Source organism: Arthrobacter ramosus (genome assembly GCF_039535095.1).
GTDB lineage: Bacteria > Actinomycetota > Actinomycetes > Actinomycetales > Micrococcaceae > Arthrobacter > Arthrobacter ramosus.
Genome location: NZ_BAAAWN010000001.1, coordinates 4,881,142 through 4,897,883, shown reverse-complemented (window position 1 = coordinate 4,897,883; position 16,742 = coordinate 4,881,142). Strand labels below are relative to the sequence as shown.

The 16,742-nt window shown below is 65.0% G+C and carries 14 protein-coding genes; 5 read left to right on the top strand and 9 right to left on the bottom strand.

Features of this window, described 5'->3' with window-relative positions; translation table 11 throughout:
- Window positions 1-37: 37 nt before the first annotated feature.
- Window positions 38-1,534, bottom strand: a complete 1,497-nt coding sequence (locus tag ABD742_RS22590) for a bifunctional phosphatase PAP2/diacylglycerol kinase family protein (protein WP_234752915.1) — start codon at window positions 1,532-1,534, stop codon at window positions 38-40.
- A gap of 159 nt (window positions 1,535-1,693) precedes the next feature.
- On the opposite strand from ABD742_RS22590, the gene ABD742_RS22585 reads away from it, so the two are divergent.
- The 4 genes from ABD742_RS22585 to ABD742_RS22570 are packed head-to-tail and all read left to right on the top strand — an operon-like array spanning window position 1,694 to window position 5,681.
- Window positions 1,694-3,232: an efflux RND transporter periplasmic adaptor subunit gene (locus tag ABD742_RS22585; RefSeq protein ID WP_234752917.1), complete on the top strand. Its 1,539-nt coding sequence runs from the start codon at window positions 1,694-1,696 to the stop codon at window positions 3,230-3,232.
- A gap of 6 nt (window positions 3,233-3,238) precedes the next feature.
- Window positions 3,239-3,967 carry an ABC transporter ATP-binding protein gene (locus ABD742_RS22580; protein WP_234752919.1) on the top strand — a complete coding sequence of 243 codons (729 nt, stop codon included), beginning with the start codon at window positions 3,239-3,241 and terminating at the stop codon, window positions 3,965-3,967.
- Window positions 3,964-5,211, top strand: a complete 1,248-nt coding sequence (locus tag ABD742_RS22575; RefSeq protein ID WP_234752921.1) for an ABC transporter permease — start codon at window positions 3,964-3,966, stop codon at window positions 5,209-5,211. Before ABD742_RS22580 ends, ABD742_RS22575 begins: the two co-directional genes overlap by 4 nt.
- 56 nt (window positions 5,212-5,267) lie before the next feature.
- Window positions 5,268-5,681 carry a hypothetical protein gene (locus ABD742_RS22570; RefSeq protein WP_234752924.1) on the top strand — a complete coding sequence of 138 codons (414 nt, stop codon included), beginning with the start codon at window positions 5,268-5,270 and terminating at the stop codon, window positions 5,679-5,681.
- Between the two features lie 60 nt (window positions 5,682-5,741).
- On the opposite strand, the gene ABD742_RS22565 is transcribed toward ABD742_RS22570, so the two are convergent.
- From ABD742_RS22565 to ABD742_RS22530, 8 genes are all read right to left on the bottom strand, one after another.
- Window positions 5,742-6,935, bottom strand: coding sequence for an MFS transporter (locus tag ABD742_RS22565; protein WP_234752926.1), 1,194 nt, complete (start codon window positions 6,933-6,935; stop codon window positions 5,742-5,744).
- Window positions 6,936-7,203: 268 nt separating this feature from the next.
- The gene (locus tag ABD742_RS22560; protein WP_234752927.1) at window positions 7,204-8,886 is read right to left on the bottom strand and encodes an ABC-F family ATP-binding cassette domain-containing protein; all 1,683 of its coding nucleotides are present in this window, start codon (window positions 8,884-8,886) and stop codon (window positions 7,204-7,206) included.
- A 45-nt stretch (window positions 8,887-8,931) separates the two neighbouring features.
- Window positions 8,932-9,534 carry a TetR/AcrR family transcriptional regulator gene (locus ABD742_RS22555; protein ID WP_344789107.1) on the bottom strand — a complete coding sequence of 201 codons (603 nt, stop codon included), beginning with the start codon at window positions 9,532-9,534 and terminating at the stop codon, window positions 8,932-8,934.
- Window positions 9,531-10,811 carry an FAD-dependent oxidoreductase gene (locus ABD742_RS22550; protein WP_234752931.1) on the bottom strand — a complete coding sequence of 427 codons (1,281 nt, stop codon included), beginning with the start codon at window positions 10,809-10,811 and terminating at the stop codon, window positions 9,531-9,533. Before ABD742_RS22550 ends, ABD742_RS22555 begins: the two co-directional genes overlap by 4 nt.
- Before the next feature lie 115 nt (window positions 10,812-10,926).
- Window positions 10,927-11,217: a hypothetical protein gene (locus tag ABD742_RS22545; protein WP_234752932.1), complete on the bottom strand. Its 291-nt coding sequence runs from the start codon at window positions 11,215-11,217 to the stop codon at window positions 10,927-10,929.
- A gap of 178 nt (window positions 11,218-11,395) precedes the next feature.
- Window positions 11,396-13,390, bottom strand: a complete 1,995-nt coding sequence (locus ABD742_RS22540) for a penicillin-binding transpeptidase domain-containing protein (protein ID WP_234752934.1) — start codon at window positions 13,388-13,390, stop codon at window positions 11,396-11,398.
- 96 nt (window positions 13,391-13,486) lie between these two features.
- Window positions 13,487-14,146, bottom strand: coding sequence for a response regulator (locus ABD742_RS22535; RefSeq protein WP_234752935.1), 660 nt, complete (start codon window positions 14,144-14,146; stop codon window positions 13,487-13,489).
- Entirely contained in the window at window positions 14,143-15,450 is a 1,308-nt protein-coding gene (locus tag ABD742_RS22530; RefSeq protein ID WP_234752937.1) for a sensor histidine kinase, read from the bottom strand. The genes ABD742_RS22535 and ABD742_RS22530 overlap by 4 nt, the downstream gene beginning before the upstream one ends.
- 194 nt (window positions 15,451-15,644) lie before the next feature.
- On the opposite strand from ABD742_RS22530, the gene ABD742_RS22525 reads away from it, so the two are divergent.
- Window positions 15,645-16,736 (top strand): ABC transporter permease, encoded by a 1,092-nt coding sequence (locus tag ABD742_RS22525; protein WP_234752939.1) that lies wholly within the window; start codon window positions 15,645-15,647, stop codon window positions 16,734-16,736.
- Window positions 16,737-16,742: the final 6 nt, after the last annotated feature.

The following is a 16,742-nucleotide window of genomic DNA, read 5'->3' as shown; positions in this document are numbered from 1 at the left end:
CCGGCAGCGGCCAGGTCTTCCCGACACCAGGAGCGCACTAGGAAAGCGGCGAATACACCCGCAGCGCCCGGCGCTTCACAGTGAACTCCGCGGTCCGCACACCAGGCAACGGCTCGCCGTCGACCGCTATCACTAGCGGTTCTCCGATCGCTTCGATGCTGAGCTCCGCAGCCTCACTAAGGTGGGTCACCTTGGAGGTACCCACGGTTCCGGTGAGGACCGCCCACAGCAGACGCAGCCGCGCAAAAGGCTCATCGGCCGTGACCATGCGGATGTCCAGCACGCCGTCGTCAAGCACGGGACGGGTCAACGGCGCCAGGTCCCGCGGGTAGTAGCGGCCGCGGCCCAAGTAGAGGATCCACAACTTGTGGGGGACACCATTGATCCGGAGGGTCGTGGGCCTTGCCGCGCCGAAGGTGCGCAGGCCTGCGACGAGTCCCGCAAGGGGCTTCCCCAGAGCGGGTTGCAGCCGTTCGCGTCGCCGCACCAGGTTGGGGTAGACACCAACGCTTGCCGTATTGAGCATGATGAGCTCTGTGGTCTCGTCCTTGCCATCGACGCCGCGGCCCGCGCTCACATGACCCACGTCCGTCCATGCTGCTGCTCCCGTTTTGGCGGCTTTGAGGGCCCCTTCGAGGGACCGGGCGTCCACGTCACGTGCGAAATGGTTCAGCGTTCCGCCGGGCAGCACCAGCAAAGGCAGCGAGTGCTCGACGGCGGCCGCCGCGGCAGTGCCGACAGTTCCGTCGCCGCCCCACACGCCCAAAGCCTTCGTCCCGGGCCGCCCTGCTGCGGCCTGGATTTCGGCAACCACGTCATCGCCCTCAGAAATCAGGCGAATATGCGCCTTGGGGAATATTTCCCGAAGCTGCAGCTGCGTCTCCGGCGAGTAGGAACCGCCGAGGGTGTTGACCGCAATACTCAGCCCCTCGCCGGCGCCGACTGCGGGGGCATCGGCCGGTGAACGGTCCGTGGCCGGAACGGGAGGCCGGGCCGGCCACCATTTTCGCGTCACGAGGGCCGCTCCGGCGCCGATCGCCGAGCCGAGAACCACGTCGGAAGGCCAGTGGGCACCGGTATGAACCCGGGAGTACGCCACACCTGCCGCAACCGGAGCCAGGACTGCACCGAGCCGGGGACTCACCAGCCCGACGCCAAGTGTGAATGCGACGGCAGACGCCGAATGGCCCGAAGGCATCGAGGAGCTTGTGGGTTGCGGGTTGACAAAGCGGAAAGCCGGCAGGAGTTCGGGCAATGGCCGTGTCCGCGGAAGAAGCGTCTTGAAAGCGAGATTGGTGACGGCCGACGCAACGCCAAGGGCAAGGAGTCCGTGGATCGCTGCATTGCGGGGCTTACCGGGAAATGCCGCGCAAACTACGGCTACGGCAAACCAGAGCTTGCCCTTGGTGGCAGCCTCCGAAAGGTTTTTCAGAATGAGGTCGTGCTGGCCTTCCGGCCACCTCGAGACCGCTCGGACCGCTGCCCGATCGAGCCGCGCCATCCGCCCTGAACCCCATCGCAGCATGCTTCGCATCCCACCAGACTATCGGCGGGCTGCTTAGGATGTGGAGATGGTGAGGGTCGTTCTTCCCCGCATGCCCGAGGAGAGCGGCACGCCGAGCAGAACGTCACATAGGGTAAACCATCAGGTAGCACTCGGCATGCTCCAAGACAGCGACCATAGTCTTCGGGCATGCTCTCAAAGCCTCAACTCATCAACAGCGGCATCGGGGTGGCCGTCATCGGCATTGCCGCCGGCGCCTTCTTCGTGCTGAACGGTGTGCCGCAAACGGCCGCCGACACCACCGCCCGCACCGTCGCCGTCAGCGCAGCGGACCTTGCCGCGGTCTCAACGGCGAGCGGAAACGTCTCGCCCGCAAGCACCACCGTCATCAACGCGCAGAACTGCACCGGACCCATCGCCACGGTCTCCGCCGTGACCGGTCAGCAAGTCACGGCCGGGCAGGTGCTGGTCACGATTGATCCGACGAACGCCCAGAACGCCCTGGCAGTTGCCCAGGCCCAACTGGATTCCGCCGCGGCGCAGGCTAACCAACAGCAGGCCTCAGCCAACAACCAGGTAGCTTCGGCGAGCCAGAGCCTGGCCAACGCCCAACAAACGGCAAACCTGGACGCGAGCCAGCAAGCCAGTGCCGTAGCCGCCGCGCAGACGGCCGTGAACAATGACAATGCGACTGTCGCCGCGGCTCAGACCGCTGCCAGTGCCCAGCCCAGCAGCCAGCCGGCGCAGAACGCGCTCAGCACGGCACAGGCCCAGCTGGCGAAGGACAACCAAGCACTGACCCAGGCAGCTAACCAGCAAGCCAGCTCGGCCCTCAAGGACAAAGAGCAGATCGCCTCGGCTTCGACGGCCCTCAATTCCGCCCAGAGCGGTGGCGGCGCCACGTCCAACACCACGTCTGCCCAGATAGCAGTCGACACTGCAACAAAGAACCTGGCGTCCTGCTCCCTCGCGGCCCCGGTTTCAGGAACGGTCACCGCCGTGAACGCTGTCGTCGGAGGCAACGCCGGCAGCAGCTCCGGCTCTTCCGGGTCCTCGGGTTCCGGCTCTTCTGGAGCATCCGGTTCCTCGAGCAGCACTTCCACGAGTGCCGCGAGCACATCGTCCTCCGGACTGATCACGATTAGCGACACCGCGCACCTGCAGGTGATCGCCAACTTCGCCGAATCGGACATTGCCGCCATGAAGACCGGCGACTCAGCCACCTTCACCTTCCCGGCACTCAAGACCGACCCCTCCGCGGCACCCGTCACCGGTACCATCACGGCGATCGCCCAGAACGCCACAACCACCAACAACGTGGTCAGCTACCCCGTGACGATCTCCATCAAGAACCCCCCGGCTGCCCTCCGGCTCGGCCAGAGCGCAAACATCTCCGTAACCACGGCGACCGCCAAGAACGCGTTGACGGTGCCTTCGCTGGCCATCACCACCACGGGAACCAAGCAGACCGTCAACGTGATGAAGAACGGGACCACGACGGCGGTGGCCATCACCACCGGGATCACGGACAACGGCCGCACCCAGGTGCTCACCGGACTCAACGCGGGCGATCAGATTGAACTCCCGGCCATCTCCTCCACCTTGGACACCACCGGCACCACCGGACGAACCGGGGCGGGCGGACTTGGCGGTACGGGCGGATTCGGTGGCACAGGCGGCGCCGGAGTTACGGGCGGTACCGGTGGCACACGCGGAAATGGCGGGTAAGCAGCCGTGAACGACGCTGTCATCCAACTGGATTCCGTGAGCAAGATCTATGGCAAAGGCGAGGCCGAAGTACGGGCTCTTGATTCCGTCAGCATCTCGATTGACCGAGGCGACTTCGTGGCCATCATCGGCGCCTCGGGCTCCGGAAAGTCCACGATGATGAACATCATCGGCTGCCTCGACGGCGCCACCCAGGGGACTTATCACCTGGACGGCATCGATACCGGGACCCTGGACGAATTCCAGCTCGCGCAGATCCGCAACCGGAAAATCGGCTTCGTCTTCCAGAACTTCAACCTGATACCGCGCACGCGGGCCGTGGACAACGTCTCCATGCCGCTCGCCTACGCAAAAGTGCACCGCAAGGAACGGCGCGAGCGGGCCTTGGAAGTGCTCGATTCAGTGGGTTTGGCGGAGCGGGCCGACCACAAGCCGTCACAGCTCTCCGGTGGACAGCAGCAGCGTGTTGCCATCGCCCGGGCACTCGTGACCAACCCCGTGCTGCTGTTGGCCGACGAGCCTACGGGTGCCTTGGACACCAAGTCCTCGCATGAAATCCTGGATCTCTTCGAGTCGTTGCACGCCAACGGCCGGACCATTGTGATGATCACCCACGAGGCCGACGTCGCGGCGCGGGCCAACCGCGTTGTGCGGTTCCAGGACGGGCACATCATTGAGGACCACCGGATCCGCGCCGTTAACGCGCACCCCGTAGCGACGGCGGTGCCGGCATGATGATCGCCGAATCCGTTCGCTTCGCCCTGACCGGGGTGATGGCCAACAAGATGCGCTCCATCCTCACCACCCTGGGCATCTTGATCGGCATCGCATCCGTCATCATCCTGCTGGCCGTGGGCGCCGGAACTTCAAACGCCATCAAGGCCCAGATCGGCAAGCTGGGAACCAACGTTCTCACCGTGAGCCGCCAGACGACGGCGGGCGGCCGCGCCGCAGGCGGCGGACAAGCGGTCACCGGTCCGCGGTCCCGCGGCACCAACCTCACGCTCCAGGACATGGCCGCGCTGACAGATCCCGTCATGGCCCCCGACGTCGCCGCGACGGCGCCGGTGGTCACGGCACAGAACGTCACGGGTACTTACCAGGACGCAACCCACGCGGTCGCAACGTTCGTGGGGACCACGCCGTCGTACTTTTCCATTTCGAACGACACGCTCGCGGCGGGGTCCTACTTCAGCGACGGTGACGCCAGCAGCGGCACCGCAGTGGCGGTGATCGGCAATACCGTGGCGCAGGATCTGGTGGGCAGTTCGGTGGCCTCGGCTGTGGGGCAGACGATCGCCCTCAACGGCCAGAACTTCGTGGTCTCCGGCGTCCTGGCCCAAAAGGGGTCCTCGGGTCTCAACGATCCAGACGACATTGTGGTGATCCCCTACAGTGCGGCCCAGGACAAGTTCACCGGATACTCGCCGTCGCTCGCCTCCATCACTGTCCAGGCGAAGTCAGCGGACGTGATGAACCAGGCCCAGAACGAGGTTCAGATGATCCTCGATGCCAGGCACAACGTCACCTCCGCCAACCGTGACTATCAAGTGCGGAACCAGGCGCAGATCCTCACGACGGCCACCACCACCACGGCCACACTGACCATCCTCTTGGGCGCCGTGGCCGGCATTTCGCTCCTGGTGGGCGGAATCGGCGTCATGAACATCATGCTCGTCACGGTCACCGAACGTACACGCGAAATCGGCATCCGCAAGGCGATCGGAGCCTCGCGGGGCAGCATCGTGAGCCAGTTCCTGATCGAATCGCTCATCATTTCGCTGATCGGCGGAGTGCTGGGAATTGCCGCGGGCTACATCGGAAGCGCCTTTCCCTTGCTGGGAACGCAACCCGAAGTCCAGTGGTGGACCGTGTGGCTGTCGTTCCTGGTATCCGCGGCGATCGGCCTGGTTTTCGGAATCTACCCGGCCAACAAGGCGGCGAAGCTACGGCCGATCGACGCCCTGCGGTACGAATAACCGCCCACAGTTCCACCTCCAGCAACTAAAAGAAACAGCCAACAGGAGATCCAAAAATGTCCTATTCAGCACCGGAGCCCGGTCCCATGAACCAGCCGGAGCCCCAGCCGCCCTACACCCAACAGCCCCACGCCGGACAGCCGACCGCGGTCCTGCAAGCCACCGGCCAGGAACCCACCGGGCAGGGTTGGGGCCAACCCCAGACGCCGGAGCCGTTCGTGCCCAAGAAGCGCTTCAAGATGGGCCGCCTGACGCAGATCCTCCTTGCCGTGCTGCTGGTCGCAGTGGGCTTCTTCGCAGGCGTCGGCGTCACCAAGCTCATGGACGCCGGCCAGGCCCGTCCCGGCCGCGGCCAGTTCCAGAACTTCAACGGCCAGGGCGGCCAAGGCCGGAACCGGCAGAGCGGCGCTCCCACCAACGGGGCCTCGCCGAGCGCTGTTCCTTCGGCACCCGCCACCTCAGCGCCGTAACCACCCAACTCACTCGCAGTTGTTGTCGTTCTGAGCCTTCATAACGACAACGACTGCGAGTCAGTTGCTTTTCGGCAGGGGTTTCGCGGCGCTGGCCAGCCACAGGGCAATCAGGATCGGCGCCCCGATGGCAAGCAGGGCCAGGTGAATGCCGGTGTGATCGCCCAGGTATCCCAGAAGCGGCGGGCCGGCTAGAAACGCCACATAGCCGATTGTCGAAACCACCGAGACGCGTGCGGCTGCGTGTTTCGGATCATCAGCAGCAGCGGACATGCCCATGGGGAAGGCCAAGGCTGCGCCTATACCCCAAAGGGCCGCACCCACGCCGGCAAGGATGAGGTTGCCCGCGAAAACGAAGAGAGCCAGGCCCACTGCTGCGGCGGCCATGCTGACCCGTAGCACGGCTACACGTCCGAACCTGTCGATCGCGCGGCCGCCAAGGAAACGCATCAAGGTCATCGCCGCCACGAAGAGCGCAAACAAAAGAGCTCCAGTCGATTCGGAAGTATTCAAGCCATCCACCGAGGCCTTGGCGATCCAGTCGTTTCCGGCGCCTTCCGTGAGGGTCGCTCCGAGCACCACCACGCCGATCAAGAGGGTGCGGGAGTCCCGCCAGGCCGACGGACCCTTGACAGCGGGCGCGCCGCCGTCGGGCGTTGTTCCTGTGGTTTCGTGGGGCATGAAGTAACGCGGCGCCGTCAACGCGAGAACAACCACGACGCCGGCAATGACGAGCAAGTGCCCCGGAAGTCCAACGCCGATCTCGGAAAGCCACGCACCAATCAGCGCACCCACAAAGGCGCCCCCGCTAAAAGCGGCGTGGAACTGCGGCATGATGGTGCGCCCGAGCCGGTGTTCGACGTCGGCCCCTTCGATATTCTGCGACACATCCCACAGACCGACCCCCACACCGAAGAAAAACAGCGCCAGCGCGGTGGCGGCCACGGAACCGGCCATCAAGGAGAAGGCAATAGCCGCTCCGGCCGAGGCGGCCAGCAGCCCGGCAGCGCGAACGGTATTGGCCGTACCGATCCTGCCCACAACCCATCCCGCGGAGGGCAGCGCCACAAGGGACCCGACGGCGGTGCACAGCAGGAGGGTGCCCATCTGTCCGGACGTCAGGTGCAGGGTTTGGGTGACGGCGGGTATCCGGGCAGCCCAGCTGGCAAAAACCAGCCCGTTCATGCCGAAGACCAGGAAAGTGGCGATTGCAGCGGCTTTGACGTTCGGAGCGGTTCGGGTGCTGGTGGTCATACGATCACAACTTCCACGGAGAGATTTTCAAGTAGGGTGCGTTCTTCAGTGCTTGGTTTCCGGTCCGTCACAATGACATCTACCGCGTCCATGGCTGCAACCAGGGCCACAGCCTGTGCATTCCATTTACTTCGCGTGCAGGCCACTATCACCCGTCCGGCCGAACGGCTCAGACGCTCGCTCTCTTTTGAGGCGTTTCAGGCCGACCCTCGCTCACTAAAAAGGTGAGCGAGGGTTTCCGGGCTCGGCGGCCGGAGCCGGCTGGAAGTCAGCGGGCCCGCTCTACCCGGGACTCGTCCCAGACGGGCTCGGCGGACTCGTAGACTTTGCCGTCGGATCCGAAGACGAGGAAACGGTCGAAGGACCTCGCGAACCAGCGATCGTGCGTGACGGCCAGGACGGTGCCTTCGAACGCGTCGATGGCACGCTCCAAGGCCTCGCCCGAGTGCAGGTCCAGGTTATCCGTGGGCTCGTCCAGGAGCAGAAGCGTGGCACCCGACAGCTGGAGCAACAGGATCTGGAAGCGCGCCTGCTGTCCCCCGGAGAGCGACTCGTACTTCTGCTCGGCCGAACCCACCAGCCCGTAGGAGTCGAGCGCGCCGGAAGCGGCCTCGCGGCCCAGCCCGGAACGGTGTTCGTCACCGCGGTGCAGGATGTCCAGGAGCGTCCGGCCCAGGAGATCCGGACGGGAATGGGTCTGCGCGAAGAATCCGGGACGGATCCTGGCACCCAGTTTGACGGTGCCCTCGTGCGGAACTTCAGCGATTTCGACGTCCGAAACGGGCAAATGCTCGCGCTCCGGGTCGGTGCCGCCGGCAGCGAGGAGCCGCAGGAAGTGGCTCTTGCCCGAGCCATTGGAACCGAGCACGCCCACGCGGTCCCCGAACCAGATCTCGGTGGAGAACGGCTTCATCAGGCCCGTGAGTTCAAGCTTTTCAGCCACCACGGCGCGTTTGGCCGTGCGGCCTCCCTTGAGGCGCATGTGCACGTTCTGCTCCAGCGGCAGGGCTTCGGGCGGTCCGGCCTCCAGGAACTTGGCGAGCCGCGTCTGCGCGGCCTGGTACTTGTTGGCCATGTCCGAGCGGAATGCAGCCTTGGTCTTGTACATGATGACGAGTTCCTTGAGCTTCAGGTGCTCCTCGTCCCAGCGCTTGCGCAGTTCCTCGAATCGCGCGTTGCGGTCGATACGCGCGTCCACATAGGTACCGAATCCGCCGCCGTGCACCCAGGCGCCGGCACCGTTGATGCCGGGTTCAAGCGTCACGATGCGCCCCGCGGCGTTGTTGAGCAGCTCGCGGTCGTGGCTGATGAAGAAGACCGTCTTCTTGGATTCGTTGAGCTTGCTTTCGAGCCAACGCTTTCCCGGAACATCGAGATAGTTGTCCGGTTCGTCGAGGAGCAGCAGCTGATCCGGTCCGGAGAACAGTGCCTCAAGCACCAGCCGCTTCTGCTCGCCGCCCGAAAGGCTCGACGCCGGGCGGTGCTGTGCGCGGTCAAAGGGGATGCCGAGCGCGGCCATGCAGACCTCGTCCCAGACGGTCTCAACGTCGTACCCTCCGGCGTCTCCCCAGTCCACGATCGCTTGGGCGTACCGCATCTGGGTTGGCTCGTCGTCGTGCTCCATCATGGCTAGCTCGGCGTCCTCGACCGCCTTGGCAGCCGCGGCGAGGGCCGGCGGCGCGGCGGAAACCAGCAGGTCGCGCACGGTGGATTCATCGCGGACCTGCCCGACGAATTGCCGCATGATGCCCATGGTGCCGGAACGGCCCACTACGCCTTCGTCAGGCGTGAGATCGCCGGCGATGATCTTGAACAGGGTGGTCTTTCCCGTTCCGTTGGGCCCGATCAGGGCCGTTTTGCTGCCGTCCGGGACCTTGAAAGTCACACCGTTGAGCAGCTGGGTGCCGTCGGAGAGGAAGTAGTCGATGCCTGAAACGTCAATATGGGCCACTGCCCAATCTTCCCACGGACCGCGGGGGACTCCTCAGCCGCCCACTCAGGCCGACAGTTCGCCGCTTACCGCGCCGGTGAGATACCGCTGGATTGTCGGCCCCAGCGCCTGAACTACGACCGCGTGCGGCGCCGAAGCGATCGGCTCCAGTTTGATCAGGTAACGGGTCAGGATGAGTCCGGAAAGCTGCGATCCCACCAGGTTTCCGCGCCACGATGCCTCTTCCGCGGGCACCCCAAGGCCAGCCAGAAGCGGATTGATGGCGCGGTTCAGGATGAACTCGCGGACCAGCGCGGCACTCCACTCGTGTTGCATCGCCGTCCGCAGGACCGCGACGCCGGCTGCCCCAGCGGGCGAGTCCCACACGGTCAGGAAGCGCGTCACCAGCCTCTCCCCAACGTCCTCCCTCGGCCCGCTCAGAACAGCCGATACGTGGTCCTTGGGGTCCACGGGTGACTCGAGCGCAGCCATGAACAGCTGTTCCTTCGTGCCGAAATGATGGTTGATCATGGATGGATCCACGCCCGCCTCGGCCGCGATGGCCCGGACTGTTGCGGCGTCATATCCTTTGCGACTGAACTGTTCACGGGCCGCACGGAGAACCTCGTCCCGGCTGCTCACTTGTCCCGGGCGGCGACCCCTGTTCACGCCGGTTTCCGGTTCACGGTGGGCTTCCGGCGCGCAAAGTCCGGGGCGTGCTCCGGCCGCGGCCCGAAGGCGATCATGAGGGCTGGAAGTTTCCCGAAACCGGGTACGTGGCGGGAGATAAAGACCACCGGACCCGGCGGGCCCACCAACTGGCCTCTCACTGCGGGGCCGAAGACCGCTTTTTGGATGAGGAGCTGCATACTCTGGATCACCACGGTGGGGAACCAGCGCCGCTTCTGCACCGAAGCGAGATCTGCCTCGCCAAGCGTGCCCTGAAGCAACGGGCGGGCGATGCGCTGGGCCGCGGCAACGGCGTCCTGGATAGCCAGGTTGATCCCCACACCGCCTGCTGGAGACATCGCGTGGGCGGCGTCTCCGATGAGGAGGAGGCCCGGTTTGTGCCATGGCTTGATCCGGTTGAGCTTCACATCGAGCAAATGGAGATCGTCCATGGACCTGATTTCGTCCACGCGGTCCGCCAGATCCGGGCGGATGCGGGCCACACGTGCACGGAAACTCTCCACCCCTTCGGCGCGCATTTGCGGGTCCTTGCCCTTCTCCGCGATGTAGGCGATCTGGTAGAAGTCCTTGCGGGTCAGGCTAAGGAGCACATCGGTGCCGGAGAAGCGGGGCATGATCGAGGCCAACTGTCCCTGTTCGTCCGCGCGCCGGGAGAGCCTGAACCACCAAGTGTCGAACGGCACGGGAAACTCGCGGGGGACCAGTCCTGCCTTCTGCCGGAGCACCGAGCTGCGGCCGTCGCACGCCACCGTCAACGTCGCGCGAAGCTCCCCCGTCCCGGTTTCCTCTCCGGACGCCGCGTCCCGGCTGCGGTACGCCACCCCGGCGACCTTCCCGCCGTCGTCGTACAGCAGATCGGTGGCCTCAGTGTTCATCCGGAGCGTGAACTGCGGCTCTTGCTGTGCGGCGTCCACCAGGAAATTCAGCAGGTCCCATTGCGGAACCATGGCTACGTAATCGTAGGGCGGCTTGAGGCGATCGAAGTCGACCAGGGTCACTTCCTTGCCGCCCGCGGGGAGTTTGAAATTGCCGAGCTTGCTTTGGGGCAAAGCCCGGAATCCCTCGCCCAGCCCAAGCTCATCCAAGAGTCGGATGGTGGACGGGTGAACCGTGTCGCCGCGGAAATCGCGCAGGAAGTCGGCATGCTTTTCGAGGACGGTGACGTCGACGCCGGACCGGGCCAGAAGGAGTCCGAGCATCACCCCCGCCGGGCCCCCGCCCGCGATGACGCATGTCGTGCTTTCAGGCTGGTCCATGGCCACTCCCACCGTTGCAACTAATTCAACAAGCGTTGAATTAATTGTGCACCCGCCGGGAAGTCGTGTCCAGAGGGACTGTGCAGCTCAGCCTGCCGCGGTCAGGAATGTTCCGTTACGGGCCGGTGCGGCCCGGGTACGGGGTGTGTGGCAAGTTCGCGATGATCGCTGCGAACAGGACAATGTAGGCAACGAAAAACAGGACCCATAAGATGAACAGGCCGATCCCGACCCAACCGAGGATCTTTCCTTCCTGAGCCGCTACCCCGAATCCCTCGGCTTTCTTCGCCTGCATAATGGCCAAGGGTCCGAAAACAACGCCCAATGAGAAGATTCCGATCACGCCGAACACAGCCGCCAGGCGCGCGTGCCTCATGCCCTCGATGTACCACTGCAACTGACCCATGCTCACAGGGCGTTGATCGGACGGTGGTGGGTAAGCGGACTGAAATCCTTGCTGCGGCGTCGACATGGGTTCCCCTCGTTGCTGTTGCTCTCTAGCGTTACCTTCCAGCAGAAGGCGCGGCGTGACAGCCTGAGAATACGTCCATCCAGAGAACAAACACCAGCGGTCTGCGGCCGGCTCAGCCTGCCGCGGTGAGGAACGATTTGAGCAGAGGGCCGCTGGTTGTCGCACCGAGCCCACCGTCTTCCACGAACACTGCCACCGCCAGGTCTCCGTGCACTGCAACGATCCAGGCGTGCGTCTTGGGCGGGTTGTCGTTTCCGAATTCGGCCGTCCCGGTCTTCGCGCCCACAGGCGCCCCCGGCACCGACGCGAGGAAACCGGCGTGGCCGGAGGTCACCACGGCCCTCATCATGTCGCTAAGCGCGGCTGCCTCCGCCGGCGTAACCGGCTTGTCGGACGCCGGCGGGGCGGGAGACACTGGCGCGGCGGGGGACGCCGACGACGACGGCGCGCCGGACGCCGTCGGGGTGGCACCCGCGGAGGGTGAGACTGCGCCGGGGTTCAGGACGAGCTGCGGCGACACGGGCGCGCCGTGGGCCACCGAGGCGGCCATAATGGCCGCGGCGAGCGGGGAAAGCAGCACTTTGCCCTGGCCGATCATCGAAGCTGCGTGCTCGGTGCCGTCAGCATTTCCCGGCACGGAGCCCAGGAACGCGTCGGCCCCCAGCTTCGGGGCTTGGACCGCCAATCCCAATGAAGTTGCCGCAGATTCGAGCTGGACCTGGCTGACCTTGTCCCGGGAACTGATGAAGGCAGTGTTGCACGAATGCGCAAAAGCGTCCCGCAAAGCAACAGAGCCGAGGGACGACACCGGATAACCTTCGGCGTTCTTGAAGGTCCGGCCGTCGACCGTAATTGTTGGCGTGCATTCCACCTTGGAATCGGGCGTCATTCCATTGCGGATCAAGGCGAGGGAATCAACGATCTTGAACGTGGAACCCGGAGCGTACTGGCCCAGCATTGCCGTGTTGTAGCCGTTGCTTCCAGGGCCGGAGGCCGCTGCGAGGACGGCGCCGGTGGAGGGGCGCAGCGCCACAATGGCCGAGGCCGGGCCGACGCCCGCCAAGGTGTCTTCGGCGAGCTGCTGCAAGCGCGGATCCAGGGTGGTCTTCAACGGATCGCCGGGCTTCGCATTGACGGCAAAAAGCACTCGGCGGGGATCCGGATTTGCTGCCTTGATCTGGTCGTCGGTCATGCCTTGCGGCCGGGTCTTGATGGAGACCCCGTCCTGGCCTCGGAGCTGGGCGTCATATTGTTCCTGCAGGCCGCCGGTTCCGACGGTGTCTCCCACCTTAAGGGCACCCCCGGCCTTTTGGATCTGTTCGGCGCTTGCCTCAGCCGCGGTACCCAACACGGCCCGGGCGAAGGCGCGGGTCGGTGCCAAGGGCAGAAAATCGTGGATGGCACGGGCGCCCGGAATCGCCGCAATCTGCTGGTCCGTCACCGTCCGGTTTCCGTCCTCGCGCAGGGTGATGGCGCTGACGAATGCCTGCGGGCCGGACGCCTGGACCTGTTTCACATACGCGGCTTCGTCCACGCCGACCAGTTGTGCGAGCTTCGCCGCAGAAGCTGCAGGATCAGCCGATCCGATCGTTGTCTTGTCGATTCCCACGTGAACCACCGGACGGTAGCTGACCAATTTGGCGTCCCCCGCTCCGAGGATATCGGCTCTGGAGGGCGAGTTGACGGTCTTGTCGAGGACTTCGCCGTCCTTCAGGTCCGGCTCCAGGAGTGTCGTGGTCCATTGGACGGCCCATTTGTCGCCGGATTTCTTCAGTGCGGCCTGGGAGGTGTATTTCCACTCCGCGGTTCCGATCTTCCACGTGAAGTTGAGCGGGACCGACGCTTTGTCGCCGTCGAGCTTCACAGGGCCGCTTTCAACGGAAGGCTTGGCCGGATCGAGGGCCGCAAACACGGCCTTGAGCTGCTCGTTCGCCGCTGCGGCGTCTTTGCCGTCGACGGCGAGCGATCCGACGTCAAGCGCTGCCAGGGACGACGCGAGCTGCTTGGCCGCGCCCTCCGCCCCCGAGCGGCCGTCATCACAAGCGGTCAGCGAGCCGGCAATCATCAGGGCGGCAAGCCCCAGGACAAGATTCTTGGTTTTCCCCATTTGCGCCATTATGCCTTCTTGGAGCGACAGGAATGATCCAAAGCGCAGCACGTTGCGCTTTTGTGATGGTTCAGGCGCTCGGTTACGCGCGAATCCCTATTGGCTCCGGATGATCCTGCGCTGGGTTGCCGCTGCGATGGCCGCCGTCCGGTTGTCGACGCCCAGCTTGCCGTAAATGTGCACTAAATGGGTCTTGACTGTGGCCTCGGAAATGAAGAGTTGCTTCGCCATCGCACGGTTGCTCATGCCAGTGGCAAGGAGCTCCACGAGTTGGACTTCACGTGCACTCAGGGCGTGCACTGGATTGCGGATCCGTCCCATGAGCCGGGCGGCAACCTCGGGTGCAAGGGCCGTCTGACCCGCTGCGGCAGACACCACGGCCTGTCGGATTTGCTCGGGTGGCGCGTCTTTGAGCATGTATCCGCTGGCACCGGCTTCTACTGCGGCGAGGATGTCGGCGTCGTTGTCGTACGTGGTCAGGATCAGGACCGGCGGCGGGGGAGTCCCGGCTTCACCGGCCTTGATCTTGCCCGTGGCGGTGACGCCGTCCATCCCCGAGCCCATTTGCAGATCCATGAGGACCACGTCCACGGGCTCGCCGAGCGTATGGAGCTTCGAAAGTTCTGCCAACGCGGCGCCGCCGTCGCCCGCTTCCGCCACCACTTGGACGCCTTCGAAGTCGGCAAGCATGGCGCGGAGCCCCGCGCGGACCACGGGATGATCGTCAACCAGCAAAACCCTGATGTTGTCGGTCATGGGGATGCCTCCAAAGCCGGGTTGCCAGTACCCAGCGGCAGCCGGATTGCCATCACAGTCCCCTCACCGGGAGCCGACTCGACGTCGAGGGTTCCATCCAGTGCTGTAAGGCGCTCGCGCAGGCTCTTGAGCCCGACGCCGGTTCCGTCACCGCGGGTATCCGCGGCCGCGGCCGCTGCGGGATCGAAGCCAGCACCGTCGTCGAACACGTCCATGGTCACCTCGCCGTCCAGGAAGGACAAGGTGACGACGGCGGTGCTCGCCTGGGCATGCGCCCACACGTTCGCCAAGGAAGACTGAGCCGCGCGCAACAAAGTGGTCTGGTAAGGGTTGGGAAGCGCCACCGGCGTGCCCTGGAGCTCGAATCGGCAGTGCAACGTGGCTCCGCGGGCGGCGGCCTCGGTCTCGGTCTTGGCGCAGAGGCGCCGCAAAGTGTCAGCCAAGGTGGACTCGTCCAACTCCGGTGACCCGAGTCCGCGGACAAAATTGCGGGCCTCAGCAAGGTTACCGGCAGCTGTCTCCCGGACCGTCCTGAGTCGGTCGCGGGCCGCGGCGTTGTCACCGGCGTCGAGGGCTTTCTCCGCCGAGCGCCCCATCAGGACGATGCTCGAGAATCCCTGCGCCAGAGTGTCGTGGATCTCGCGGGCAAGTCTTTCGCGCTCAGCCAGCACACCGGCGTCGTGCTGGCTGCGTGCCAGCTCGGCCCGGGTGCGGCGCAATTCCTCAGCGGCGAGGCGCTGGTTCTCTGCCTCGACGTAGAGCGCCCGATACGCCAGGCCGGTGACAACCGCGAAGGCCGCCCCGAAAACAGGACCGAGGACCATGGCAAGTTGAAAGGCATCCGCCCCGGCACCACGGTTATGGAACCACATGGCCGCGATCAGCAGTGCGGTGCTGGCAGCTATGGCGGGGAGGGCCAAGCGCCGCGGCAAGATATGCAGTTGCAGGAAGAACAACGGGAAAGCTATCCAAGCGAAATCCGGACTGATGAGCATGAGCAGCAGCCACAGGAAACCAACGACGGCGAGCCACCAGCGCGCGTAAGGCTTCGGATCGAAGCGCTCGGGATTGCCGGCGCGTCTTTTCTCGAGAACCGTCCCCACGAGGTAGACGGCAGCCAGTAGCAGCGCAAGGCCGAGGCCGGACCCGGTGGCAAAAGGGGAAAGTCCCGCGGCCGCAAGCCTGACGACTGCCACGAACAAAAGCACCGCGAAACCGACGTGCAGGCTGACGCGCAGGACACGCAAAATCACGGCGGAGCCACTGGGCTGCTGCGTGGCTTGCGGCGAATCGTCTCCCTGCATGCCCTCCAGCGTAGCCTCGTCCGCCGACACTTTTGCCCCGATTCCGCGGTATTCGGGCCCAATCAACCAAACGGTTGATCCGCGGGTCAACCAAGGCGATCGGATGAGTCCATCCACTTCCCGATGTTGTACGCGCCCCCTGCCCTGAGAGTTGAAGCAGGACCAGAAGATCGCCTCCGAACCAAAGGAATTCCATGTTTCTCGCCGTGCGCGACATCCGCTTCGCCAAGGGCCGCTTCGCCCTCATGGGAAGCGTCGTCGCCCTCATCACACTCCTTCTCGTCATGCTCTCCGGGCTGACCGCGGGCCTCGGCAACCAGTCGACGTCGGCCATTGCAGCCCTTCCGGCGCAGCAAATCGCCTTCGGCGCGCCCGCCGGGGGCGAGGCCAAGGCGTCTTATACGGAATCGGAGGTCTCCACCAAACAGCTCCAAGCGTGGCGGAACCGGCCGGGTGTTGTTTCTGCCGAAGCCGTGGGTATCAGCCAGACGCGGTTCCAGTCCCTCGATTCCTCCAACAATGCCGCGGGCACTGCCAACGTCGCGGTCTTCGGGACCGACGGCGGCATCTCGCCGGTGGCGGTCAAGGAGGGCGAGGTGGTGGTCGGGGAGTCCTTGGCGAAGGAACTCTCGCTGAGTACCGGGAGCCGGGTGACCGCGGGCGGTACCATCCTGACGGTTTCCGCGGTTACCCGGGACGAGTGGTATTCGCACACCGGAGTCGTGTGGACCTCCCTGGCTACATGGCAGAAGCTGGCACATATTCCTTCCGGGGAATCCATCGGGACGGTTCTCGCGGTGACGTACGACGCCGGTACCTCCGTGGACCTCGACGCCGCCAATGCGGTGGCGGGCACTGTTAGTGCCACCCCCAGCGGCTCGTTCCAGGCCCTCGGCTCCTACAAGAGCGAAAACGGCTCCCTGATGCTGATGCAGGCTTTCCTCTACGGCATCTCGGCGCTTGTCATCGTGGCCTTCCTGACCGTCTGGACTGTTCAGCGCACACGCGACATCGCCGTGCTCAAGGCCATGGGTGCCTCCTCCGGCCATGTGGTGCGGGACGCACTGGTCCAAGCGGGAATCGTCCTGCTCGCCGGCGCGGGACTGGGTGGGGGCCTTGGCGTGCTGGGCGGCTTCTTCGCTGCCAGGGCGGCACCGTTCCTGGTAACTCCGCTGACAACGCTCGTCCCGATTGCCGGGATCGTGATTCTCGGCCTTGGCGGTGCAGCGGTTGCCGTACGCAGCATCACCCGAGTGGATCCGCTGATCGCCCTCGGCGGCAACTAGGCCATT